The sequence below is a fragment of the Streptomyces sp. NPDC046909 genome (assembly GCF_040644695.1).
Classification (GTDB): Bacteria; Actinomycetota; Actinomycetes; order Streptomycetales; family Streptomycetaceae; genus Streptomyces.
This window is the reverse complement of the sequence record NZ_JBEYXC010000005.1, coordinates 18,113-42,537: the sequence shown is the minus strand read 5'-3', so window position 1 is coordinate 42,537 and position 24,425 is coordinate 18,113. Positions and strand designations below refer to the sequence as shown.

22 protein-coding genes and 1 pseudogene are annotated in these 24,425 nt (G+C 72.8%); 12 read left to right on the top strand and 11 right to left on the bottom strand.

What is annotated here, in order from left to right:
- Positions 1–76 precede the first annotated feature (76 nt).
- From ABZ928_RS17230 to ABZ928_RS17215, 4 genes and pseudogenes are all read right to left on the bottom strand, one after another.
- Positions 77–175: pseudogene (locus ABZ928_RS17230) on the bottom strand (AraC family transcriptional regulator); the annotation flags it as partial.
- Between the two features lie 101 nt (positions 176–276).
- Positions 277–792, bottom strand: a complete 516-nt coding sequence (locus ABZ928_RS17225) for a MarR family transcriptional regulator (protein ID WP_361519017.1) — start codon at positions 790–792, stop codon at positions 277–279.
- An 89-nt stretch (positions 793–881) separates the two neighbouring features.
- Positions 882–1,907 (bottom strand): iron chelate uptake ABC transporter family permease subunit, encoded by a 1,026-nt coding sequence (locus tag ABZ928_RS17220; RefSeq protein ID WP_361519015.1) that lies wholly within the window; start codon positions 1,905–1,907, stop codon positions 882–884.
- Positions 1,904–2,953: an iron chelate uptake ABC transporter family permease subunit gene (locus ABZ928_RS17215; RefSeq protein WP_361519013.1), complete on the bottom strand. Its 1,050-nt coding sequence runs from the start codon at positions 2,951–2,953 to the stop codon at positions 1,904–1,906. The genes ABZ928_RS17220 and ABZ928_RS17215 overlap by 4 nt, the downstream gene beginning before the upstream one ends.
- A 135-nt stretch (positions 2,954–3,088) precedes the next feature.
- Between ABZ928_RS17215 and fes the strand changes: the two genes are divergently transcribed.
- From fes to ABZ928_RS17165, 10 genes are all read left to right on the top strand, one after another.
- On the top strand, positions 3,089–4,396 hold the full coding sequence (gene fes, locus ABZ928_RS17210) for an enterochelin esterase (RefSeq protein ID WP_361519011.1): 1,308 nt from the start codon (positions 3,089–3,091) through the stop codon (positions 4,394–4,396).
- A gap of 69 nt (positions 4,397–4,465) precedes the next feature.
- A complete protein-coding gene (locus ABZ928_RS17205; RefSeq protein ID WP_361519009.1) occupies positions 4,466–5,431 on the top strand; it encodes an ABC transporter substrate-binding protein in 966 nt (321 codons plus the stop codon).
- Positions 5,428–6,246, top strand: a complete 819-nt coding sequence (locus tag ABZ928_RS17200; protein ID WP_361519007.1) for a 2,3-dihydro-2,3-dihydroxybenzoate dehydrogenase — start codon at positions 5,428–5,430, stop codon at positions 6,244–6,246. The genes ABZ928_RS17205 and ABZ928_RS17200 overlap by 4 nt, the downstream gene beginning before the upstream one ends.
- Before the next feature lie 101 nt (positions 6,247–6,347).
- The gene (locus ABZ928_RS17195) at positions 6,348–7,541 is read left to right on the top strand and encodes an isochorismate synthase (RefSeq protein ID WP_361519005.1); all 1,194 of its coding nucleotides are present in this window, start codon (positions 6,348–6,350) and stop codon (positions 7,539–7,541) included.
- Entirely contained in the window at positions 7,538–9,163 is a 1,626-nt protein-coding gene (locus tag ABZ928_RS17190; RefSeq protein WP_361519003.1) for a (2,3-dihydroxybenzoyl)adenylate synthase, read from the top strand. Before ABZ928_RS17195 ends, ABZ928_RS17190 begins: the two co-directional genes overlap by 4 nt.
- Positions 9,164–9,178: 15 nt before the next feature.
- Positions 9,179–9,811 carry an isochorismatase family protein gene (locus ABZ928_RS17185; protein ID WP_361519001.1) on the top strand — a complete coding sequence of 211 codons (633 nt, stop codon included), beginning with the start codon at positions 9,179–9,181 and terminating at the stop codon, positions 9,809–9,811.
- 3 nt (positions 9,812–9,814) lie between these two features.
- Positions 9,815–10,042: a phosphopantetheine-binding protein gene (locus tag ABZ928_RS17180; RefSeq protein ID WP_361519000.1), complete on the top strand. Its 228-nt coding sequence runs from the start codon at positions 9,815–9,817 to the stop codon at positions 10,040–10,042.
- Complete coding sequence (locus ABZ928_RS17175) at positions 10,039–13,911, top strand: amino acid adenylation domain-containing protein (protein ID WP_361518999.1); 3,873 nt, start codon at positions 10,039–10,041, stop codon at positions 13,909–13,911. The genes ABZ928_RS17180 and ABZ928_RS17175 overlap by 4 nt, the downstream gene beginning before the upstream one ends.
- On the top strand, positions 13,908–14,072 hold the full coding sequence (locus ABZ928_RS17170; RefSeq protein WP_361518997.1) for an MbtH family NRPS accessory protein: 165 nt from the start codon (positions 13,908–13,910) through the stop codon (positions 14,070–14,072). The genes ABZ928_RS17175 and ABZ928_RS17170 overlap by 4 nt, the downstream gene beginning before the upstream one ends.
- Complete coding sequence (locus ABZ928_RS17165) at positions 14,069–14,830, top strand: 4'-phosphopantetheinyl transferase superfamily protein (protein ID WP_361518995.1); 762 nt, start codon at positions 14,069–14,071, stop codon at positions 14,828–14,830. Before ABZ928_RS17170 ends, ABZ928_RS17165 begins: the two co-directional genes overlap by 4 nt.
- Here ABZ928_RS17165 and ABZ928_RS17160 read toward each other — a convergent pair.
- Positions 14,757–15,968: an alpha/beta hydrolase-fold protein gene (locus ABZ928_RS17160; RefSeq protein WP_361518994.1), complete on the bottom strand. Its 1,212-nt coding sequence runs from the start codon at positions 15,966–15,968 to the stop codon at positions 14,757–14,759. The two genes, ABZ928_RS17165 and ABZ928_RS17160, sit on opposite strands and share 74 nt — an antisense overlap.
- A 107-nt stretch (positions 15,969–16,075) precedes the next feature.
- Here ABZ928_RS17160 and ABZ928_RS17155 point away from each other — a divergent pair, with 107 nt between their 5' ends.
- Positions 16,076–17,749, top strand: a complete 1,674-nt coding sequence (locus tag ABZ928_RS17155) for a hypothetical protein (protein ID WP_361518992.1) — start codon at positions 16,076–16,078, stop codon at positions 17,747–17,749.
- Positions 17,750–17,799: 50 nt separating this feature from the next.
- Positions 17,800–18,831, top strand: a complete 1,032-nt coding sequence (locus tag ABZ928_RS17150; protein ID WP_361518990.1) for a YncE family protein — start codon at positions 17,800–17,802, stop codon at positions 18,829–18,831.
- A gap of 42 nt (positions 18,832–18,873) precedes the next feature.
- On the opposite strand, the gene ABZ928_RS17145 is transcribed toward ABZ928_RS17150, so the two are convergent.
- The 6 genes from ABZ928_RS17145 to ABZ928_RS17120 all read right to left on the bottom strand — a co-directional run bounded on the left by ABZ928_RS17145 (position 18,874) and on the right by ABZ928_RS17120 (position 24,318).
- A complete protein-coding gene (locus ABZ928_RS17145) occupies positions 18,874–20,043 on the bottom strand; it encodes an FAD-dependent oxidoreductase (protein WP_361518988.1) in 1,170 nt (389 codons plus the stop codon).
- A complete protein-coding gene (locus ABZ928_RS17140; RefSeq protein WP_361518986.1) occupies positions 20,040–20,234 on the bottom strand; it encodes a ferredoxin in 195 nt (64 codons plus the stop codon). Before ABZ928_RS17140 ends, ABZ928_RS17145 begins: the two co-directional genes overlap by 4 nt.
- A 53-nt stretch (positions 20,235–20,287) precedes the next feature.
- Positions 20,288–21,493 (bottom strand): cytochrome P450, encoded by a 1,206-nt coding sequence (locus tag ABZ928_RS17135; protein ID WP_361518985.1) that lies wholly within the window; start codon positions 21,491–21,493, stop codon positions 20,288–20,290.
- A 199-nt stretch (positions 21,494–21,692) separates the two neighbouring features.
- Positions 21,693–22,406 carry a response regulator transcription factor gene (locus tag ABZ928_RS17130; RefSeq protein ID WP_361518983.1) on the bottom strand — a complete coding sequence of 238 codons (714 nt, stop codon included), beginning with the start codon at positions 22,404–22,406 and terminating at the stop codon, positions 21,693–21,695.
- Positions 22,403–23,104, bottom strand: a complete 702-nt coding sequence (locus tag ABZ928_RS17125) for a TetR family transcriptional regulator (RefSeq protein WP_361518982.1) — start codon at positions 23,102–23,104, stop codon at positions 22,403–22,405. The genes ABZ928_RS17130 and ABZ928_RS17125 overlap by 4 nt, the downstream gene beginning before the upstream one ends.
- Positions 23,098–24,318, bottom strand: coding sequence for a cytochrome P450 (locus tag ABZ928_RS17120; protein ID WP_361518980.1), 1,221 nt, complete (start codon positions 24,316–24,318; stop codon positions 23,098–23,100). Before ABZ928_RS17120 ends, ABZ928_RS17125 begins: the two co-directional genes overlap by 7 nt.
- Positions 24,319–24,425 lie beyond the last annotated feature (107 nt).

Here is a 24,425-nt window from a genome sequence, read left to right as displayed (position 1 = left end):
ATTACTGGACGGTACAAGCAGGTCGTACGGCGGCCTCTTCGCTTATGGGGCGAGGCGGTTGCGGGTGCCCGGGTGCGCCGTCCGCGAGCATGCGCAGCGCGTGGTAGAGCCGTGACTGGGTGCGCCACTGCGGGAAGGTCATGCCGAGCTCGCTGCGGAAGAGGCGGCTGAGGGTGCCGATGCCACGTCGCTGCGGAGCGCGCTGCTCCCGCTGATCGCCCTGCCGGCGGTGGGCCGGCTGCTGTTGTGCGGGCTGCGGGAGCCGGGCGCCGGGGATCAGGCGGTGGTGGCGGGTTCCGTCTCGTCGTCGATGGCGTAGGCCAGGAAGTCGTCGACCATGCGGTGGAAGAGGGTGGCGAGCTGCCCCAGCTCGTCCGGCGTCCACTCGGACAGGGCGAGCTGCATGCCGCGCGCGCCGGCGTCCCGGACCCGGTCGATGGCCTGCTGTCCGGCCTCGGTGAGTTCGATGCGCTGGGCGCGGCGGTCGACGGGGTCCGGGACCCGGGTGACGTATCCCGTCTTCTGGAGCTGCTGCACCGTGCGGGTGACGTGCGAGGCCTCCACGCCCAGCCGGTTGGCCAGTTCCCCGGGGCGCAGCGGCTCGGAGTCCGCGATCTGCCGCAGCAGCGCGACGGCGGCGCGGTCCAGCGGGACTCCGGCCAGGGCCATCAGCCGGTCGTGCTGGCGGGCGCGGGTGCTCAGGTAGGTGACGCGGGTCAGGGCCCGCTCGATCTCTATGACTTCCTGAGACGCGGGGCCTTCGGGGAGCTCGGGGAGCGGGAGTGTGGCCATGCGAGCCACTTTACCATCTTGTTGCGTAACTCAAGTAATCTACTGCGTGCGTTGACGCGAGGTACTGCGCCGGTCGTAGTGGCCCGGCCTCACAGCCGCTCCGCCCTGCGCTCCCCGCGCAGCAGCCAGGCCAGATAGGCGCCGCCCGCGACTCCGGTGACCACGCCGACCGGCAGCAGGGCCGAACCCGTGACGCGCTGGGTGGCCAGATCGGCGGCGGAGACCAGCAGGGCTCCCGTCCAGGCGGCGGGCAGGAGGTTGGGGCCGGCGGCCCGGGTCACGCGGCGGGCGAGCTGGGGTGCGGCCATGGCCACGAACGGGATCGGTCCGGCCGCCGCGACCGCCATCGCCGTGAGACCGGTGCCGGCGCACAGCAGCGCCAGACGGCTGCGTTCCGGGGGCACCCCGAGGGCGGCGGCGGTGTCGTCGCCCATCTCCAGCATGGTCAGCCTGCGCGCGTACACCAGGACGACCGGGAGCAGGAGCACCAGGCCGAGGGCGGCGATACGGACGTCTCCCCAGTCGCGCGCGTTGAGCGAGCCGATCATCCAGCTCGCGGCCTGGGCCGCCTTGCCGATGTCGGCGCGGACGTAGAGGAACTCGGTCGCGGCGCCGAGCACCGCGGAGGCACCGATGCCGACGAGGACGAGGCGGACGCCGTGGACGCCCCGCCGCCAGGCGAGGAGGTAGACCGCGGCGGCGGTCGCGAATCCGCCGCACACCGCGCCGGCCGCCGTCTGGGCGTCGCCCGCGTCGAACAGGATGATCGCGGCCAGCGCCCCGGCGGAGGCGCCGTTGCCGAAGCCGATGACGTCCGGGCTGCCGAGCGGGTTGCGGGTCAGGGACTGGAACACCGCGCCCGCCAGGCCCATCCCGAAACCCGCGAGCAGCGCCACGAGGGCGCGCGGCAGCCGCAGGTCGACGACGATGAACTCGGCGCCGGGCGGACCGTTCCCGGCGAGGGTGCGCAGCACTTCGAGGGGCGTCAGGTCGTAGGTCCCCGTGCCGACGGCGAGGACCGTCGCGCACGCGGCGAGCAGGGCGACGGCGGCGCAGACCAGCAGCGTGCGCGGGTCGAGCCGCAGGGAGCAGCGCTTTGTGCGCACGAGGGTCACAGCCGGACCGCCTTCCGCCGCCGGACGAGATGGATGAAGAGCAGTCCGCCGAGGAACGCGGTGACCGTGCCGACCTCGATCTCCGAGGGCGGCACCACGATCCGGCCGATGACGTCCGAGACCAGGAGCAGGGCCGGGGCGTACAGGGCGCAGTACGGGAGCAGCCAGCGCGGGTCGGGGCCGCAGAAGGCGCGGGCGGCGTGCGGGATCATCAGGCCGATGAAGCCGATCGGCCCGCAGACGGCGGTCGCGCCGCCGCACAGCAGGGTGATGGCGACAACGGACAGGACCCGGGTGCGCCGGATGTGGGTGCCGAGGGCGCGGGCGTGGTCCTCGCCGAGGGCGATCGCGCCGAGCGGGCGGGCGAGGGCCAGGGCGAGCAGGGCGCCGGCCAGCAGCAGGGGGGCCACCGTGAGCAGCAGGGACGGGTCGCGCTTCGCGAGGGTGCCGACCGACCAGTGGCGCATCTCGTCGAGGGTGCTCAGGTCCCACAGCTGGAGGCCGTTGACGTAGCCGAACAGGGCGGCGTTGACGGCGGTTCCGGCGAGGGCGAGGCGGACCGGGGTGGCGAGGCGGCCGCCGCCGAGGGCGTTGACGGCGGTGGCGGCGAGGGCCGCTCCGGCGAGGGCGAACCACAGGTAGCCGGTGAACGAGGTGATGCCGAGGACGCCGATGGCGGTGACGACGGCCGCGGCGGCGCCCGCGTTGACGCCGAGCAGTCCGGGGTCGGCGAGCGGGTTGCGGGTGAGCGTCTGCATGACGGCCCCGGCCAGGCCCAGGGCGGCTCCGACGGCGATGCCGATCAGGGTGCGGGGCAGCCGGAGTTCGCGCACGATCCCGTCGTTCTCGGTGCCCGACGGGGCGAACAGCGCCGACCAGACCTGGTCGAGCGGGATTCGCTGGGTGCCGACGGCCAGTGACAGGGCGACAGTCGCGGCCAGCAGGGCCAGGCCGAGCAGCAGCCCCGCCGAGCGGAGGGAGGCGCGGGAGCGGTCCGCCGCCGGTCGCCGGATTCCTCCGAGCCGGGGTCGCATTCCTATGGACATGTGCTTAGCTTAGGCTAACCTAACTTCTACTGTTGACGATTTCGTCGACAGATCTTGCCATACCCCTTGCCCGCGGCCGCCCTGACGGCGAAGAGGACGAACTCGCGGGCCGCCCCGGCGACGAGAAGAGGAGAGATGCCCGTCATCCCTGCACCAGCCCTCCGCGACCCCCGCAACGACGTGCGCCCGGCCCGCGTCACCGGGCCGCGTGTCGCACGCCTGGTGGCCCAGCTCGCCGGCGCCGACGACCGCCGACGCACCGTCCTCACCGACGAGTTCTGGGACGAGGTGGAGCGACTCGGCACGCCGCTCGTGGAGGAGCTGGAGGACGAACCGGGCCATCGGATCGTCACGTTCCTCTGGCGGGGGCACCGCGCCACCCGTCAAGTGCTGCTGTTCGCCAACCGGATCGTCGACCGCGACCACCTGGCCGGTTCCCTGCTGGTACGGGTGCCCGGCACCGACATCTGGCACCTGGGGCTGCGGCTGCGCGCCGATCACCGCGGCTCCTATCGCATGGCCGCGGACATCTCGCCCAAGGAACCGCCCACGGACCCGGGCGAGTTGCAGCAGCGGCTGCGGTCGCTGACCGTGCACGCGGCTCCGGATCCTCTCAACTCCCGCTCGATGCCGACGCGTTGGGGCCTGGTTGACGCCTCGGTGTTCGCCCTCCCGCACGCCCCCGCCCAGCCCTGGGCCGGACGCCGCGGGGGCGTCCCGGCCGGGCGGGTGGAGCGGCACCGGGTGACCGCCGCGGCACTCGGCGGGGAGCGCGACACCTGGGTGTACCTGCCGCCCGGCCACGACGGAACACCGCTGCCCGTACTGCTGCTGAGCGACGGCGACATGTGGTTCGGCCGGCTCGGCTTCGGCGACACGCTCGACGCGCTGATCGCCGACGGGAGGCTGCCGCCGCTCGCGGTACTGGCGCCGGACGCCGTGGACCGGCACGCCCGATGGCGCGAACTCGGGGCGCGGGACGGCTTCGTGACCTTCCTCGCGGACGAACTGCTGCCCTGGGCGGCGGGCCGCTGGCCGCTCACGACCGACCCGGCGCGGACGGTCGTCGCCGGGCAGAGTCTCGGCGCGATGACCGCCCTGCACGCCGCCCACCTGCGGCCCGAGCGGTTCGGGAAGGTGCTCGCCCAGTCGCCCTCCCTGTGGTGGCGGCCGGGACTGCCGGCCCTCAGCGGGCCCAAACCGCCGGTGTTCGGCCTGCCCTGGCTCGTCAGCCGTCTCGCCGCCGGCGAACGCGCGGCCATGACCGTCCACCTCGACGTCGGGCTGCACGAGGGCTCCATGGTCGACCACACCCGTGCCCTGCACGAGGTGCTGAGCGTCAAGGGCCACCGGGTGACCTACGACGAGTTCAACGGCGGCCACGACTACGCCTGTTGGCACGGTGCGCTCGCCGACGGCCTGGCGCGTCTGCTCGGCGACTGAATCCACGGCCTCGGTCGCCGACCGAATCCACACCCTTAGTTTCCGCAATCCGTAAGGAGCCATCCCCTCATGTCCTCTGCACGTGCCTCCCGTCGAGCGGTCCTCGCTGTCGTCACGGGAGCCCTGCTTCTGACCGGCTGCGGTGACGACGGCGGGAGCGACAGCACGGCTGCCAAAAACACGGACACACGTACGATCACCGACGCCCGGGGCCGCGAGGTGAACGTGCCCGGCGCGCCCCGGAAGGTCGTCACGCTCAGCGAGCCCACGCTGGATGCCGCCCTCGCCCTCGGGATCGAGCCCGTCGGCGCCACGGCGGGCCGGGGCCAGACCGGCGTGTCCTCGTATCTCGCCGACAAGGCGACGAAGGCCCAGGTCGTCGCCACCGTCGCCGAGGCCGACATGGAGAAGCTCGCGGCGCTGCAACCGGATCTGATCCTGCTCGACGAGACGACCGCGGTGAAGAGCGAGGTCGCCAAACTCCAGGCCATCGCTCCGACCGTGGTCACCGCCAAGCTCAACGAGGACTGGAAGAAGGCGTTCACCGCGACCGCCGACGCGCTCAACAAGACCGCGCAGGCCGAGAAGTTCCTCGGCGACTTCGACACGGACGTCGCCGCCACGAAGAAGAAGCTCGGCACCAACGCCGGCGCGGTCGTCAGCGTCGTCCGCTGGCAGAACGGGGCACCCTCCGTGGTGGGCAAGGGCGTCGGACACGTCGGCTCCACCCTCTCCGCCCTCGGCCTGACCCGGCCGAAGGACCAGCAGGGCGCGAGCGCCGGGCACAGCGAACCGGTGAGCCTGGAGAAGCTGTCCACCATCGACGGCGACTGGCTGTTCTTCGGCACCCTCGGCGACGAGGCCGACGGCGAGAAGGCCTACGCCGAGGCGCGGAAGGTCACGAACTTCGGCAAGTTGACGGCGGAGGAGAACGGCCACGTGGTCGTCGTCGAGGGCTCGGCGTGGAACAGCGCGGGCGGACCGCTGGCCGCGCGGATCGTCCTCGACGACCTGACGAAGGCGCTCGCCTCATGAGCGCGGGACTCGACGGCCGGCTCGCCCTCGTCACGGGGGCGAGCCGGGGGATCGGGCGGGCCGTCGTCGCCACGCTGGTCGCGCAGGGGGCGCGGGTGGTCGCCACGGACATCGAGGCACCCGCGGAACGGAACGGGGGCACCCACCACGCCCTAGACGTCACCGGCACCGGGCCGCTCACCGTCCGGGACGGCGTCACCTCCCGCGCCCTCGACGTCACCGACGCCACAGCCGTGGACACCCTGGTGGACGAGGTGGAGGACACGCTCGGCCCCCTCGACATCGCCGTCAACGTCGCCGGAGTCCTGCGTCCCGCGCACGTCGTGGACCTCACCGACAAGGACTGGGCGGCCACCTTCGCCGTCAACACCACCGGCGTCTTCCACGTCTCCCGCACCGTCGCCCGCCGCATGGCCGAGCGCGGTCACGGCAGCATCGTCACCGTCGCCTCCAACGCGGCCGGCATCCCGCGCACGGGCATGGCCGCCTACGCCGCCTCGAAGGCAGCGGCCGTCATGTTCACCAAGTGCCTGGGCCTGGAGGTCGCGGCGAGCGGCGTGCGCTGCAACACCGTCTCCCCCGGCTCCACCCTCACCGACATGCAGCGCGCCCTGTGGACGTCCGACGACGAGGAGAGCGCGGCGCGGCGGGTCATCGAGGGCGACGCGAGCACGTACCGCACGGGCATCCCGCTCGGCCGGATCGCGGATCCCGCGGACATCGCCGACGCGGTCGCCTTCCTGGTCTCCGACCGGGCCCGCCACATCACGATGCACGACCTGTACGTCGACGGCGGCGCGACGCTGCGCGCCTGACCCCTCCTACGCCCACCCCCTCCCACGCCTGTCCTCCCCCTCCCCCCCACGCGCACTTCCCCTGCTCGCGCCTCCCCACTGCCTCCCCACTGGAGACACCCATGCCTGTTTCCCTGCACGAACCCACGACCCCGCTGGTCGCCCCCGGCGCGGCCACCGCCCTTCTGGAGGCCTACCGCCCGGCCACCGACCGCTTCCTCGCCACCCCGCACCGCACCCTGCTGGGCCGCGGCACCACCGCCCGAATACCGCACGGCAGCGGCCCGTTGACCGACCGCGTGCGCGACGCCCTGGCCGCGCTGCGCCGCCCGGACGCCCCGGCCCCGGTCGTCGTGGGCTCGATCCCCTTCGCCCCGGACGCCCCGCCCGCGCTCGCCGTCCCGGACATGGTCCACTGGGCGCCGCCGCTGCGCGAGGACCCGCTCGTCGCGCTGCCCGTGCCGCACGACGACGGCCGGCCCGACTGGGAAGTGCGGGAGGTCCCCGCGCCCGAGCGGTACGGCGCGGCCGTCGCCGCCGCGGTCGCCCGGATGCGGGCCGGGGAGTTCGACAAGGTCGTCCTCGCCCGCACCCTGGAGCTCACCTCCCGGCGCGAGCCGGATCTGCGGGCCATGCTGCGCCGCCTCGCCCAGCGCGACCCGGCCGGTTACACCTTCGCCGTGCCGAGCGGCCCCGGCCGCACCCTGATCGGGGCCAGCCCCGAACTCCTGGTGTCCCGCGAGGGCGGCCGCCTGACCGCCAACCCCCTTGCCGGGTCGGCGCCGCGCAGCGGTGACCTCGCCGAGGACGTGCGGCGCGCGGTCGCGCTGCTGGAGTCCGAGAAGGACCTGCACGAACACGCCGTCGTCGTGGCCGCCGTACGCCAGGCCCTCGCCCCGTTCTGCCGCCGTATCGAGGTCCCCGAGCGCCCCACCCTCGTACGCACCGCCACGATGTGGCACCTGTCCACCACCGTCACCGGGGAGTTGGCGGCGCCGGACACCACCGCGCTGGACCTGGCGTCCGCGCTGCATCCCACCCCGGCGGTCTGCGGCACCCCCACCGAACTGGCCCGGCGCGTCATCGCCGAGTCGGAGCCCTTCGACCGCGGCCCCTACACCGGCATGGTCGGCTGGCAGGACGCGGACGGCGACGGCGAGTGGGTCGTGACGATCCGCTGCGCCGAGGCGGAAGGGCGGGCGCTGCGGCTGTTCGCGGGCGCCGGGGTGGTGGCCGCGTCGTCGCCGGAGGCCGAGACCGCGGAGACCGCCGCCAAGTTCCGTACGTTCCTGCACGCGGTGGGGGCCTCGCTGTGACCCTCACTCCCGGTGTGGACGCCCCGACCTGGCCCGCCGAGTTCGCCGAGCGCTACCGCGCCGCCGGCTACTGGCGCGGCGAGACCTTCGGCGGCGTGCTGCGCGCCCGTGCCGCCGCGCACCCCGACCGGATCGCCCTGATCGACCCGGCTCCCGAACGCCGTACCTGGACCTACCGCCAACTCGACGAGCGGGCCGACCGGTTGGCCGCCGGGTTCATCGAGCGCGGGATCTCCCGCGGCGACCGAGTCGTCGTACAGCTGCCGAACATCGGCGAGTTCGTCGAGGTCGTCTTCGCGCTGTTCCGGATCGGCGCCCTCCCCGTGTACGCGCTGCCCGCCCACCGGGACACAGAGATCGAGTACTTCTGTTCCTTCGCCGACGCCGTCGCGTATGTGATCCCGGACCGGCACGCCGGCTTCGACCACCGCGACCTCGCGTCCCGGGTGAGGAAGCAGACGCCGGGCCTGAAGCACGTGTTCGTGGTCGGCGACCCGGGGGAGCACACGGCACTGTCCGCCATCCCGCGCGAACCCGAGCCCGTTGTCGGGCCCGAACCGCACGAGCTGGCCTTCCTCCAGCTGTCCGGCGGCACCACGGGCGTCCCGAAGCTGATCCCGCGCACCCACGACGACTACCTGTACTCGCTCTGGGCCTCCAACGAGATCTGCGGTGTCGACGCGGACACCCGTTTCCTCGTCACGCTCCCCGCCGCCCACAACTTCCCGATGAGTTCCCCGGGTTGGCTGGGCGTGCTCTACGCCGGGGGTACGTCGGTGCTGTGCCCGAAGCCCGATCCGGCGACGGCGTTCCCGCTGATCGAGCGGGAGCGGATCACCATGACGGGACTGGTGCCGCCGCTCGCCCTGGTGTGGACCGGCGCGGCCGCATCCGCTGAACACGACCTGTCCAGCGTTGAGTTGGTGCTCGTCGGCGGCGCCAAGTACAGCGAGAAGGCGGCACGCCGGCTGGAGCCCGCCCTCGGGTGCCGGCTGATGCAGGTCTTCGGCATGGCGGAGGGACTGGTCAACTACACAAGACTGGACGACGACTTCGAGACCGTCGTCACCACGCAGGGGCTGCCGATCTCCCCGGACGACGAGATACGCATCGTCGACGACGCCGGGAACGACGTCCCCGACGGGGAGTTCGGGCATCTGCTGACCCGCGGCCCGTACACGATCCGCGGCTACTGGCGGGCGCCCGAGCACAATCGCACCGCCTTCACCGAGGACGGCTTCTACCGCACGGGCGACATCGTGCGACGCACCGCCACCGGCCATCTCGTCGTCGAGGGGCGGGCCAAGGACCAGATCAACCGGGGCGGCGAGAAGGTCGCCCCGGAGGAGATCGAGAACATCATCCTGGGCCATCCGTCGGTGCACGACGTGTCCGTGGTCGCGGTGGCGGACGAGTACCTGGGCGAGCGTTCCCTCGCCTACGTGATCCTGCGCGAGGGTGCCGAGCCGCTGAAGTCCGTCGCGGTCAAACGGTTCGTGCGCGACCGCGGTGTCGCCGCCTACAAGGTCCCCGATCTCGTCGAGTTCGTCGACGTCTTCCCGCACACCGGCGTCGGCAAGGTCAGCAAGAAGCAGCTGCGGTCCGCCGCCGAGCAGTCCTGAAAGGCCCCTGTTCCCATGGCACTTCCCGCCATCCCCTCCTACTTCCTCCCGGCCCCGGCCGAACTGCCCGCCAACCGCGTGGCCTGGACCGCGGACCCGTCGCGCGCCGTGCTGCTCGTCCATGACCTTCAGCGGCACTTCCTGTCCGCCTTCCCGGCCGGACAGCAGCCGCTGACCGGCATGCTCGACAACACCGCGCGGCTGCTGAAGGAGTCCCGCCGGCTCGGCGTCCCGGTCGTCTACTCGGCCCAGCGCGGCGGCCAGACCCCCGAGGAACGCGGCCTCCAGCTCGACTTCTGGGGACCGGGAGTCGCCGACGACCCCGAGGCGCTCGCCGTACCGCAGGCCGTCGCCCCCGAGCCGGGGGACACGACCCTCACCAAGTGGAAGTACAGCGCCTTCGCGCGCACCGACCTCCAGGACCTGCTCACCGGATGGGGCCGCGACCAGCTGGTCATCGTGGGCGTGTACGCGCACATCGGCGTGCTGATGACCGCCGCCGACGCGTGGACGCGGGACATCCAGGCGTTCGTCGTGGCCGACGCGGTCGCCGACTTCTCCCCCGAGGACCACGCCATGGCCCTGCGCTGGGCCGCGGGCCGCTGCGCGGTCGTGACCACCACCGACGCCCTGTTCAAGGAGGCCTGAGCCATGACCCTGACCGTGGAAGAGATCCACGCCGACGTCGCCGAGTGTCTCGGCGAGGACCCGAAGGACATACCCGTGGACGAGAACCTCGTGGACTACGGCCTGGACTCGGTCCGCATCATGACGCTGCTGGAACGCTGGCGCCGCCGGCACGACGTCGAGGCCGACTTCGCGGACCTCGCCGAAGAGCCCGCCATCGCGGCCTGGGCCGCCCGGCTGGGGGTGTCATGACCATCACCCTCGCCCCCGACACCGTGCTGCCGCTGACCGCGGCCCAGTCGGGCATGTGGTTCGCGCAGGCCCTCGACCCGCTGAGCCCCGCCCAGAACACCGCCGAGGTCCTGGAGATCGACGGCCCGCTCGACCCGGACCTCTTCGCCGCCGCCCTGCGCCGGGTCACGGCGGAGGCCGAGGCGCTGCGCGTCGTGATCGAGGACACACCCGACGGATCGTGCCAGCGCGTCCGCGAGTCGGTCGAACTCCCCCTCACCGTCAGCGATCGGCACACCGCCGAGCAGGCCGAGGCATGGATGCGCGCCGACCTCGCCGAGCCGTGCGACCTGACGCAGGGACCGTTGTTCCGGCACGCCCTGTTCCGCGTCGGCGAGAACCGCTGGCTGTGGTACCAGCGCATCCACCACCTGGTCATGGACGGCTACGGCTACTCTCTCCTGGTCCGCCGCACCGCCGAGGTCTACTCCGCCCTCGTCCGCGGCGAGGAGCCCGCCCCGCGCACCTTCCGCGCCCTGGCCGACCTCGTCACGGACGACACCGACTACCGCTCCTCCCCCGCCTTCACCGCCGACCGCGCCCACTGGGCCCAGGCCTTCGGCGACCGCCCGGAGGCACCCCGGCTGGCGGGCCGGGGCGCGCTCCCGTCCCGCACCTTCCTCCGCCGTACGACCCACCTGGCGCCGGAGACCACCGAGCGCCTGCGCGAGCTGGCCGCACGGCTGCGCGCCACGTGGCCCGACGTGCTGATCGCCGCGCAGGCCCTCTACACGGCCCGCGCCACCGCACGGACGGACATCGTGCTCGGCCTGCCCATGATGGGCCGCATGGGCTCGGTCGCCCTGCGCGTGCCCGGCATGGTCATGAACGTCCTCCCGCTGCGGCTGACCGTCACCCCCGACGCGAGCTTCGCGGAGCTCGTACGACAGGTCGTGCTCGGCATCCGCGAGGTCCGCCGGCACCAGCGCTACCGCTACGAGGACATCCGCCGCGACCTGGGCCTGCTCGGCGAGAACCGCGGTCTGGTGGGCCCGCTCGTGAACGTGATGCCCTTCGACTACGGCGTCGACTTCGCGGGTTCGGAAGCCCGGGCCCGCAATCTGTCGGCCGGCCCGGTGGACGACCTCACAGTCAACATCTACGACCGCGCGGACGGCCGCGGCCTGCGGATCGACCACGACGGCAACCCGGCCCTGTACACGGACACCGAACTCGCCGCACACCAGGCACGGTTCCTGCGGCTCGTGGAGCGGCTCACCGACACCGACCCGCACCTCCCGCTCGCCGTCCACCCGATCGCGACCCCGGCGGAACAGGCCCTGGTCCTGAGCGAGTTCAACAGCACCGAGCGCGCCCTGCCGCCGACGACCCTGATCGGTCCGATCGAGTCCCAGGCGGCCCGCACCCCGGACGCCACGGCACTGGTCTTCGGCGACACGACCCTCACCTACGCGGAACTCGACGTGCGGGCAAACCAGTTGGCCCATCATCTGCGCTCGCTCGGGGCCGTTCCCGGCGCGGTGGTGGCGGTGTCGGTGCCGCGTTCGGTGGAGCTGATCGTCACGCTGCTCGCCGTACTGAAGGCGGGGGCGGCCTATCTGCCGCTGGACCCCGACTATCCGGCCCAGCGGCTGACGTACATGCTTCAGGACGCGGCGCCGGTGTGCGCGGTGACCGACCGGGCGGGCCGTCTGCCCGAGGACTCCGGGACCCCGCTCGTCGTCCTCGACGAGACCGACGTGTCCGACCGGCTGTGGGTGGCCCCGCCACGGGCGCTCACCCCGGCCCACCCCGCGTACGTCATCTACACGTCCGGTTCCACCGGCCGCCCGAAGGGGGTCGTCGTCCCGCACGGGGCCATCGACAACCGGCTGCGCTGGATGCAGCACGAGTACGGGCTGACCGCCGGGGACCGGGTGCTGCAGAAGACGCCGTCGTCGTTCGACGTGTCGGTGTGGGAGTTCTTCTGGCCGCTGCGCGAGGGCGCGACCCTGGTCGTCGCGGAGCCCGGCGGGCACAAGGACCCCGCCTACCTGTCCCGGCTGATCCGCGAACAGGCCGTCACCACCTGCCACTTCGTGCCGTCGATGCTCCAGGTCTTCCTCGCCGGGCCCGACGCGGCCGGATGCGGCGGCCTGCGCCGGGTGTTCTGCAGCGGCGAGGCCCTGCCCCGCGAGACGGCGGGCGCCTTCGCGCGCACCCTGTCGGGCGTCGGGCTGCACAACCTGTACGGGCCGACCGAGGCCGCCGTGGACGTGACGTATCACGCCTGTGTCCCCGGGGCCTTGGGTCCGGTGCCGATCGGGCGGCCGGTGTGGAACACCCGGCTGTACGTCCTGGACGCGGCGCTGCAACCCTGTCCGCCCGGGATCCCCGGCGAACTGTATTTGGCGGGCGCGCAGTTGGCCGACGGATACCTCCACAGGGCCGAGCTGACGGCGTCCCGGTTCGTGGCCGACCCGTTCGGTCCGGCGGGTGCCCGGATGTACCGCACGGGCGATCTGGCGCGCTGGACGGCCGACGGCGAGGTCGAGTACCTCGGCCGCACCGACCACCAGGTGAAGCTGCGCGGCCAGCGCATCGAACTCGGCGAGATCGAGGCCGCGTTGGCGGCACATCCGGGCGTGGACGGCTCCTGCGCGCTGGTCCTGGAGGACCGGCTCGTCGGGTACGTCACCGGCGGCGCCGACCCTCAGGCGGTCCGGTCCGCCCTGGCCCGCGAACTGCCCGAACACATGGTCCCGGCCGCGGTCGTCGCCCTCGACGTCTTCCCGCTCAGCCCCAACGGCAAGCTGGACCGCCGCGAACTGCCGGCTCCCGTCTTCGCCGGGGACTCGGGCGGGCGCGCCCCGTCCGGTCCCCGCGAGGAGGCGCTGACGCGGCTGTTCGCCGAGGTGCTCGGCGTCCGACGCGTGGGTCCGGACGACGCGTTCTTCGACCTCGGCGGCACCTCACTGCTCGCGGTGCGCCTCGTGGCTCGCGTACGGGAGGAGTTCGGCGCCGAGCTGACGATCGGCTCCCTCTTCGAGGCACCGACGCCCGCCGCACTGGCCGCCCGGCTCGACGCCGCGGGGCCCGCTTCCGGGGACGCCCTGCATGTCGTACTGCCTCTGCGAGCCACTGGCCCGAAGCCTCCGCTGTTCGCGATCCACCCGGCCGGCGGCATCGCCTGGTGCTACGCCGGGCTGGCCGCCCGACTCGGCCCCGATCAGCCGGTGTACGGCGTCCAGGCGCGCGGGCTGGTCGGCGGTGAGCCGCTGCCGGGCAGCCTCCAGGAGGAGGCGGAGGACTACGCCGACCGGATCCGCGAGCTCCAGCCGCGGGGACCGTACCGGCTGCTGGGCTGGTCGGTCGGCGGGGTGCTCGCGCACACCGTGGCCGTGCTCCTCCAGGAGGCCGGTGAACGGGTCGAACTCCTCGCGCTGCTGGACGCGTTCCCCGCCGAGCAGTGGCGGGAGCGGCCCGCGCCCGAGGAGGGCGACGCGCTGACCGCGGTGCTGCGGATGGCGGGCTTCGACCGCACCGGCGAGCGGACGCGCGAGGACGTGCTGACGACACTGCGCCGGGCCGGGAGTCCGCTGGCCGGGCTGTCCGACCACACGCTGTCGCGGATCGTCGACATCGTCCCGAACCACGCCCGCATGATGCGCGAGCACGAACACCGGCCCTACGACGGCGACGTGCTGTTCTTCACGGCCGCCGCCCCGCGCGCCGAGGACTGGCTGACCCGCGAGGCGTGGCGGCCGCATGTGAGCGGGTCGATCGTCAACCACGACTTGGACTGCACACATCCGCAGCTGATGCGGGACCGGCACCTCGACGAGATCGCGGCCCGTCTCACCACCCGTCTCAAGGAGTTGGACGCATGACGCCGTTCGATCCCGGCCCGCCCCGGCTGGTGCTGGAGAACGCCGAGGGCCGCCTGTCGCTGTGGCCGGTCTGGCGGGACATCCCGGCCGGCTGGGAGGTCCGCTTCGGACCGGCCCCCTACGAGGCGTGTGCGATCCGGCTGGAGGCGGGGCGGGGATGACGACGGCGATCGCTCCGCAGGTCCTGGTGCGCGGGCCGGGACTGTGCCCGCGCAAGCTCTCGCACGGCCCGCTGCTGTGGGTCGTACGGGCTCCGGCGGCGGACACCCCTCTCGACCTCTCCTTGCTGGACGCCGAGGAACAGCGGCGTGCGGCGGCGCTGCGGCGGCCCGCCGAGCGGGCGCTCTACGTGGCCGCGCACAGCGCCCTGCGCCGGGTGCTCAGCGCCTACACGGGTGTACCAGCCGCCTCGGTGCGGCTGACCCGGCTGCCCTGTCCCGGCTGCGGCGGCCCGCACGGACGCCCGGCGGTGGCGGGCCCCGCCGGAGCCGGGGTGCACTACTCGCTCTCCCACTCGGGCGGCCTGGCCCTGCTCGGGCTGGCCTCCGTACCGGTCGGCGTCGATGTCGAGCGCGTGCCCGAGCCACGCGTCGCCGAGGAGGCCTCCCGGGGCCTGCACCCCTCCGAGCGGCAGCAGTTGACGGGCATGCCGCCGGGTGTGCGCGCCGGTGCCTTCGCGCGCTGCTGGACCCGCAAGGAGGCCTACCTCAAGGCGACCGGCGAGGGCCTGTCGCTGAGCGCGCTCGGGGACGTGTACGTCGGTGCGGGTTTCGCCCCGGCGCAGCTGCCGGGCTGGACGGTCGCCGATGTCGACGTCCCCGTCGGCTGGGCGGCGGCCTGTGTGGTCAGCGGCCCAGGAGCTCCACAAGGCCGTCGGCCAGTTCCGTGCGCCAGCAGAGGTAGTCGTGGCCGCCGTTGAACTCCCGGTAGGAGGAGTCGTGATACCCCAGGGCCGCGAGCGTGTCCCGCAGTCGGCGGGCCGCGGGCAGGGCCACCCATTCCTGCTCGCCGAAGGAGAGCCGGAACCGCACCGGGAGCCGGGGCGTGCCGGCGAGGACGCGGGTGAGCCACTCCGTGTCGTCGCCTACGGGCCACCAGAACGAGCCCGACTGGACGAGGGCGTTGCCGAAGCGGTGCGGCGCGGACACGGCCGCGTAGGCGGCGGTCAGCCCGCCGAGGCTCTGGCCGGCGATCACGGTGCGCGCCGGGTCGGCGGTGATCGGCAGCCGGGCGGCCGCCCAGGGCAGCAGTTCGTCCGCGAGGTGGGTGACGTACTCGGGGCGGCAGGACAGTTCCGCCCAGCGGGTCGGTTCGTCGACGGCCTCGGGGAGCACTGCGGCGATCGCTGGGATGCGGCCGTCGGCGATCAGGTTGTCGAGGAGGGTCGAGAGGCCGAGGCGGGGCTGCCAGTGCTCGCCGTCGAGGAGGACGAGGACCGGCACGTCCTCGGCGGGCGCGGGTGGTTGGTACAGCCAGACGCGTCGGCCGTGGAGCTTCCGCTCGGTGACGGTGCCCTGCTCGACCCCGGGCCTGGGCTGCCAGTCCGACGCGTCGGGCGCCGCGGGGAGTTCGGCGTACGGCACCGGCTCGCCGTCCCAACGGTGGGGCAGGGAGCGGGTGTTGAACGGGTCCGTGCGGCGGCGGGGGCCCTCGCCCTCGTCGACGTGGAGGTCGTAGGTGCCGCGCCAGTCGTGGCGCAGTCGGAGCGTCCAGTGCCAGACGTCGGTGCCGGGGACGTGGGTCATCAGGTTGCCGTCGGGGTCGCGGGGGTCGCCGAGCTTGTTCGGCAGGACCCGGACGGTGCGGGTGGCGGAGGTGCCGCGCCACAGGAACGTCACGGCCGCGTGGTCATCGGTGCCTTGCGGGTCGGGGCCGACGAGGGGGGTGCCGCGGCGGCGGACGTCCGCCCAGAACGCCTCGGTCTCGTGCGGTGCGGAGCCCTCCGCGGGCAGCGCGCGGGCCGGTGCCGTGAGCCGGGGCACCGGGTGGGGGCGCGGCAGGCGGGGCGGGTGGTGCGGGGTGCCCTCGGGCGGCTCGGACACGGTCGGCACGGGCATGCGGGCGGGCTCCGGATGACGAGGCGGTTCTTTCGATTAGGCCAGCCTAACCTCATCTCGTTTTGTGATCTTTCGCGTATCCCTCTCATCTGCCAGGAGCAGCTCTCATGACCTCTCACAGACCATCCCGGCCTCGACGCGGTGGCCGTGTCCTCGCCCTGACCGCCGGTGCGACCCTCGGGCTCGGCGCGCTCGCCCTGCCCGTGCTGGGCGCCGCGACGGTGGACACCACCGACCTCACCGACCAGGTGGCCCTGGCGGCGGACGCGGCCACACCCGCGGTCACGCTGGGCACGACCTCCGTGGCGCCGGGCGGCGAGGTGTCGTTCACCGTGTCCGCGTTTCCGGCCGCGGCGACGCTGAGCGTCAAGTTCGACGACACGACGCTGTTGAAGCAGTTCACGATCGGCGACGACGGCAGTGTGTCCGGGACGGTGACGATTCCGGCCGACGCGAGCGAGGGCAGCGGTCACTGGCTGCGGTTCCTGGCGCCGCAGACGAGCGTGAAGAGCGAGAGCCTGACGGTGACGAGCGCGTCCGCGTCACCCTCGCCCACGCCCACGCCCTCGCCGACACCCTCCGCGAGTGCGACCACGGCCACTCCCGCCGTCGAGCTGACCAGCGCCTCCACCGTCACGGCGGGCGCCAAGGTCTCCTTCGCCCTGTCGGGCTTCGCCGAGGGGCAGACCGTCACGGTCAAGCTGGACGACAGCGAGATCCTCGCCCAGTGGTCGGACGCCGTGGGCTCCGACGGGACTTTCAAGGGCACGGTGACCATTCCCTCCTCGACGTCGGCGGGCGCGCACTGGCTGCGGTTCCTGGCACCGAACCCGGCGACGAGCCTGAAGTCCGACATCACGGTGAAGGCAGCCGCGTCGGACTCCTCGGATGACGACTCCGACTCCGGAAGCAGCAGCGGCAGCGGCTCCGGCGGAACGGACACCTCGGGTTCCGGCAGCGGCAGTTCGGCCTCCGCGGCCGCGTCCATCACCGCCGGTTCCCAGGTGGCCGCCGGCGGCAGGGTCTCCTTCCGCGTCTCCGGGTTCCCGGCCGGTCAACGCCTGACGATCAAGCTGGACGACAGCGAGATCCTCGGCCAGTGGACCATCGGCTCCGACGGCTCGTACTCCGGCAGCGTCACCGTCCCGTCGGACACCACGAAGGGCGCCCACTGGCTGCGCTTCCTCGCCCCGAACCCGGCGACCAGCCTCAAGGCCGCCTTCACCGTCACCTCCGGCACGACCGCGTCCTCGACCACCGCCGCGGCCTCTTCCGCGACCCCGGTCCCGGCCGCGTCCGGCGCCCCGGCGAGCGCCACCAACTCCGCCGGCGCGAAGGCCGAGATCACCGCCAGCGAGGTGCAGCCGGGCGGGCAACTCCACTTCAAGGTGACCAAGTTCCCGGCCGGTGAGACGGTCACCATCAAGCTCGACGACGAGGCGATCCTCGGCCAGTGGAAGGCCGACGAGGACGGCTCGTACGAGGGTGATGTGACGATCCCGGCGGACACCTCCGTGGGCGCGCACTGGCTGCGCTTCCTGGCCCCCAACCCGCCGACCTCACTGAAGGTCGGGTTCACGACGACCGCGGCGGGCGGTGCCGAGTCGTCCTCCACCACCGCACCGGACACGACGCCGAAGACCCTCGCCGCCGCGTCGGTCGAGGCGCCGGTCTCCTACGCGACCATCGCCTGGTCCGCGGCGGCAGCCGCGGCGGGCGGTGCCGCCGGGGCAGCGGCCACGACCGTGTTCGTGGTGCGCCGCCGCCCGCAGGCCAACTGAGCCACCTTCCCCACCAGTTGATCACCCACCCACAAGGGAGTCGCATCACCATGTCCGGAATCTCCACCCGCGCCGCCGCGGCCGTCGCCGTGGCCCTCGCCGCAGGCATCACCCTCACCCTGTCGGGCCCGGCCTCCGCCGTCTCGACCGCCACCACGGCCCCGCTGGTCAGAGGCCTCTACCAGTCGGCGTACTCCGAGCGGAACGACGCCCTCTGGGTCACCGTCTCCGTGGGCCGCCCGCCGACCGGCACCTCCAGCCTGCTGAAGGTCGACCCGGACACCCTCCAGGTCGAGGCCACGTACGCCCCGCCGGTCACCGACACCACGACCGGCGCCGTCGAGGCGGTCTACGGCATCGCCGTGGACGACGAGCACAACACGGTGTGGACGACGAACACCCGTAACAACTCGGTCGCCGTCTACAGCCAGCGCACCGGCGCGCATCTCGCCACGCTGCCGGGCGTCGCGCACGCCCGCGAGATCGTCGTCGACGAGAGGCACGACACGGTGTGGGCGAGCGGCTTCGGCGACGGCACCCTGGTCGCCTTCGACAGCCGTACGTTCGAGGAGAAGCGGCGCGTCACGGTCGAGGGCGCCGGTCCGGCGGGACTCGCCGTCGACGAGCGCACCGGCAAGGTCTACGCGGCCGACCTGTCCAACGACCGGATCATCGAGGTCTCCCCCGGTTCCGACACCCCGCGGTTCGTACCGGCCGGTGACGGCCCCATCTCGGTCTCCCTGTCCAGGGACGGCCGTACGGCCTACACCGCCGACCAGACCGCGGGCACCGTGTCGGTCGTCGATCTGCGCAAGGGGGTCGTGGAGAAGTCCGTCGCCACCGGGGCGGGCGCTCTGTCGGTGGCCACGGACGGGCGCTCCGGCGATGTGGTGGTGGTCAACCGGAGCGCCGCGAACGTCACCGTGGTCGATCCGCGCAAGGGGGTCGTGGAGGAGACGGTGGCCACCGGCGCCAACCCCAACCATGTGGAGGTGGCGGACGGTTCGGCGTATGTGGTGGACAAGTCCGGTGCGGGGGCGGCCGGTGAGGATCAGGTGACGCGGATCCGGCTCGGTCACTGACCGGTCGGGGCGCCGAGGGCCGCTTCCCTCGGCGCCCCTGCCTCAGGCGGCGGCCGGTACGGTCTCGCTCCACGCGGCCCCGGTCGCGATGGCCTGGCGCCACTGCCGGATCGCCTTGGGCGGCATGCCGACCGCGAGGGCGCCGCTGACGCGGTCGCCGGTGCGGTAGGCGGCGACGAACCGCCGTTCGGCCAAGTCGCCCTCGACGACGGCGACTTCGTCGTGGTCGCGCAGAAAGCCGTACGCCTGGATCTTCATGTCGTACTGGTCGGACCAGAAGTACGGCACCGGTGAGAACGGCTTGCGCGCCTCGGGGTTGAGGAGGTTGCGGGCGGCGGCCATGCCCTGTTCGGCGGCGTTGGTGCGGTGCTCGATCCGCATCGACGTCCCGAACAGCGGGTTGTACCAGCGGGCGACGTCACCGGCCGCGTACACGTTCTTCGCGGCCTCGCAGTACTCGTCGCACACCACTCCGTCGCCCACGGCCAGCCCGCTGCCGTCGAGCCACTCGGTGTTGGGCAGGGAGCCGATGGCCACCAACACCTCGTCGGCCTCGACGACTTCGCCGTCGGCGAGCCGTACGCCGTCCTCGGTCACCTCGGTGACGGTGACTCCGCAGCGCAGGTCGATGCCGCGGTCGAGATGGGCCTGCGAGAGCATCCGCCCGACCTCCGTGCCGACCGCGTGGGCCAGCGGCACCGCGGCCGGTTCGAGGACGGTCACCTCGGCGCCGAGCCGCCAGGCCACCGCGGCGGCCTCCGCGCCGAGGAACCCGGCGCCGACCACGACCAGGCGCTGTCCCGGGCCCAGCCGGTCGCGCAGGGTCAGGGCGTCGTCCAGGGTCCGCAGCACATGCGCGCCCTCGCCGGGCAGCCGGCGCGGCCGGACACCGGTGGCCACGATCAGCCCGTCGTACGGCAGCGCCGAGCCGTCGGCCAACCGCACGGCGCGCTCGGTGAGTTCGAGGCCGGTCGCGGCCACGCCGAGGCGCAGGTCGAGAGCGAGGGCCGTCAGGTCCTCCGGCGGGCGCAGGGGCAGGCGTTCGGGCTCCCATTCGCTGGACAGCACCTGCTTGGACAGCGGCGGGCGGTCGTAGGGGGCGAGCGGCTCGTCGCCCACGAGGGTGAGCGTGCCGTCGAAGCCCTCCCGGCGGAGCGTCTCGACCGCCGCGAGTCCGGCGGCCGAGGCTCCGACGACGACGATCCGGTTCACTCGTTGACCAGTCGGATCGCGGCGGCCGGGCAGACGGCGACGGCTTCCTTGACGTCGTCGAGGAGTTCGGGTCCGGGCTGGTCCTCCAGCAGGATCGCGATGCCGTCGTCGTCCTGGTCGAAGACGTCCATCGCGGCGAGCACGCACTGCCCGGAGGCGACGCACTTGTCGGCTTCCAGTTCCACCTTCATGGGATTCCCCTTCTTCACACGTGGTTCGAGGTCGTTCGCGGGACGGTCAGCCGTCACCAGGCGACGGGCAGCTCGTGCACGCCGTAGATGAACGCGTCGTGCTTGAACTTGACGTCCTCCAGCGCGCAGGCCAGCTTCAGCGTCGGGATGCGCTTGTACAGCGTGCCGTAGACGACCTGGAGTTCCATTCGAGCGAGCGGCTGGCCCAGGCACTGGTGGATGCCGAAACCGAAGGCGACATGGCGGCGGGCGTCGCGGGTGAGGTCGAGGCGGTCGGGGTCGTCGAAGACCTCGGGGTCGCGGTTGCCGATCTCGTTGACGACGATGATGCCCTCGCCGGCCTTGATGGTCTCCCCGGCGATCTCGATGTCCTCGGTCACCGCGCGCCGTCGTCCCTGGTGGGTGATGTTGAGGTAGCGCAGCAGTTCCTCGACCGCCGAGGCGACCAGTTTGGGATCGTCGGTCTCGCGCAGGAGGGCGAGCTGGTCGGGGTGTTCGAGCAGGGCGGCGGTGCCGAGCGCGATCATGTTCGCGGTGGTCTCGTGCCCGGCGATCAGCAGGAGCAGCGCCATCTCCGTGGCCTGCTGATGGTCGAGTTCCCCTGTGGTGATGCGTCCGGCGATGCTCGAGAGCAGGTCCTCGCGCGGTTCGGCGAGCCGCTTGCCGATCATCGTGGCGAGGTAGCCGGCGATCTCCCGGGTCGCCACGTTGCGCTGCTCGGCGGTGGCGGCGCTGCTGACCATCGTCTTGGTGTTCGACTGGAACATCTCGTGGTCCTCGTAGGGCACACCGAGCAGTTCGCAGATCACCAGCGAGGGGATGGGCAGGGCGAACGCCTCGACGAGGTCGACCGGCTGCGGGCCGGCCAGCAGGTCGTCGATCAGACCGTCCACGATCCGCTGCACGGCGGGCCTGAGGGCCTCGACCTTCTTGATGGCGAAGGGGGCCGTCACCAGCCTCCGCAGCCGGGCGTGTTCGGGGTCGTCCATCATGATGAAGCTGAGTTTGCCCTCGCCGCCCTCGGAGCTGGCCTTGGGCGGAAAGCCGGGCAGGTCGATGTCGGAGCTGACGCGGGCGTCGCCCAGCAGCGCGCGCTGTTCGGCGTAACGGGTCACGAGCCAGGGCTCACTGCCGTCCCAGAGGCGTACCTTCGTCAGCGGTCCCTGCTCCTGGAGCTCTTTGAGGCCGGGCGGCGGGTCGAAGGGGCAGCGGCCCGCCCGGGGCATCGGGAACTCGGGAACTGCCAGGGTGTCGGCCATGGTTCTCCTCGGTGGTGGGGGGCTCCGGTCGAGAGTCGGAGCGCCGGGGGGAAGGGGGCGAGGCCTCGATGAACACATGCAAACAGAGGGGGCTGACGGGTTGCGGTCAGTTCCCTGACAGAAGGCTGACGTGACCCGGCTCACACCCCTGCGCCGCGCTGAGCGAGGTCACAACTTCCCTTCCTCGCCTACGAGTTGCTCACTCTTCCGGCTCCGGTCGCCCCAGCCAGTACCCGAAGCCCCGCCTGGTGTGGATCAGCGCCGGACCGTCCCGGTCCACTTTGCGCCGCAACCGGGACACCAGTTGCTCGATGGCGTTGCCGCCCCGGAAGTCTCCCCATACGTACCGTCCGATCTGCTCCTTTGACAGCACGCGGTCGGCGTTGACGAGGAGGAAGCGCAGGAGTCGGTACTCGGCGGGTGTCAGGTCGAGCGTCGAACTGCCGCGTCGCGCCCGGCAGAGGGTGTCGTCGAGCACCAGGTCGTCGTAGCGGGGTCCGCCGTCGTGGTGCCGTGCCGGGCCCGCCCCGCGGAGTAACACGCGCATCCTGGCGAGGACTTCGGCGACCCGGAAGGGTTTGGTGACGTAGTCCTTCTCGCCCAGGCCGAGTTCGGGCACCAGGCGGTCCAGGGAGTCGTACGCGGTCAGGAAGAGGACCGGTGGCCGGTGGGTGACGGGCGGTCTGCGCCCACGGCCGAGTTCGGGGACGTCGGGGAGGCCGGCGTCCAGGACCACGAGGTCGTACCGGTGCTCGGCGGCCCGCAGCAGTGCCTCGGTCCCGGTCGCGGCCACGCTGGTCCGGTATCCGGCCAACTCCAGTGTGGCCGACAGGAGTTCGGCCAGGTCCGGACCGGCGACGACGAGTACGTGCTGTCCGGAGCCCCGCGCGAGCGCCGGCCGCTCACCGATCACGCGCGGGCTCGGCCTTCCCCCGGGTCACCGGTGCCCGCCTTGCCCGGGGTCACCGGTGCCAGCCAGATGCCGACGATGGCGTCGGCCAGGCCGGTGGCGTAGTCGTGCCAACTGGCGCGCGGGACGGGCCGGTTCTCGGCGAGGGCGCGCTCCCGTTCGGCGGGCAGGTGGATGAGCAGATGGCGGGCCATGTCGCCGCGTTCGGCGCGGACCTCGGCGGGCAGTTCGGGCAGACACCGGTTCAGCCCGTCGACGATCCGGCGCAGGGACGGGGAGGCGAGGGACTCCTCGACCATGATCTGGTGGAGTACCGGGTCGGTCATCACCTGGGCGCAGAACCGGGCGAACCAGGTGGGTCCGCCCAGCGCCGCGAGGTGTTCGGGGACCGGGCGGACCAGGCAGTCCACCCAGTCGCGCAGGTCCGGGGAGTCGCCGAGTCCGGCCAGCAGGCGGACGCGGATCTCCTCGACGCGGTCGGCGTGCTTGCGGGCGATGGCCCGCACCAGGTCGGCCTTGGTGCCGAAGTGGTAGCCGACGGCGGCGTTGTTGCCCTGTCCGGCGGCCTCGCTGACCTGGCGGTTGGAGACGGAGTTGACCCCGCGCTCGGCGAACAGCCGCTCGGCCGCGCTCAGGATCAGCTCCCGGGTCGCGCTGACCTGTTCCGCCCGTACCGCCCTGCCTGCCGCCATGTTCACCATCGCACCGGGACTTCCCTCAGCCCTCCGACGGCCAGCCCCTCGAGCCGTCGCAGGTCCTCCGCCGCTACGGCGAGTTCCAACGACGGAAGCCTACGCAACAGCACGTCAAGCACGGTGTGCAGCTCGACCCGGGCCAGCGCCTGCCCCAGACAGGCGTGCGGTCCGGCGCCGAACGCGAGATGGGCGTTGGGCTGCCGGTCGAGCGTCATCTCGTCGGGCGCGTCGAAGGCGCTCTCGTCCCGGTTGGCCGCGCCCATGCTGCACAGCACGGTCGTACCGGCCGGCAGGAGGGTGTCGCCGACCTCGGTCGCCTCGGTGAGGTAGCGGGGGATGCCGACCCCTGGGTCGGCGTCGATCCGCAGCGCCTCCTCGACCGCCGGGCGCACCAGGGCGGGGTCGGCGAGGAGCCGCTCCCAGCGCCGGCGGTCGGCGAGGAGCATGGCGACCGTCTTCCCGATCATGTTCGCGGTGGTCTCGTGCCCGGCGATCAGCAGGGACTGGCCGGTGTAGACGAGTTCCCGCTCGGACATCCGGTAGCCGTCGGGTTCCACGGTCTCGATGAGCGCGCCGAGCAGGTCGTCGCCCGGCGCCTCCCGCTTGGCGACCACGTGCGCGGCCATGTAGTCGACGTAGGCGTCCTGGGCGGCGTCGACCTCCTCCTGGGTGTACCGGGTCAGGTTGAGGAGGGCGTCGGACCACTGGGAGAAGCGGTCCCGGTCGGCGTCGGGGACGCCGAGCAGGTCGCAGATCACCCAAACCGGGAGCGGGAAGGCCAGGTGGGTACGGAGGTCGGCGGGCGTGCCGTGCTCCACCATCTCGTCGACGAGGTGTTCGGCCATGGCCTCGATGCCGGGGCGCAGCGCGGCCATGCGGGTGACGGTGAACCACTGGCCCACCATCCGCCGCCACCGCTGGTGGGGCTCGCCCCGCTGCGGGATGAACCGCGCCATGTCGGTGTTGAAAACGCCGCCCGTGGTGTCGTCGGCGATGCGGGCGGCGTCCTCGGCGCTCAGCACGGGGTCGAAGCGCGGGTCGGAGAGCACCTGCCGGACGTCGTCGTAGCGGGTCAGCAGGGCGGCGGTGTCGCCGCTGGGGAGGGTCACATGGGCCACGGGGCACTCCTTGCGCAGGAGCTCCCATTCGGCGGGCGGCTCCAGCGCCGTACCGCCGTACATCGGATAGGTCAGCGCCTGCTTCTCGTCACTCCGGGACATGGGCCCTCCTCCGGTCCGGCGCCATCGCCGCACGGTCAGGCAATCCCGGGGGATCCGGCCAAGTCAAGCAGTTGACTTAAGATCGTCGAACTCCGGCCGACAGCGCT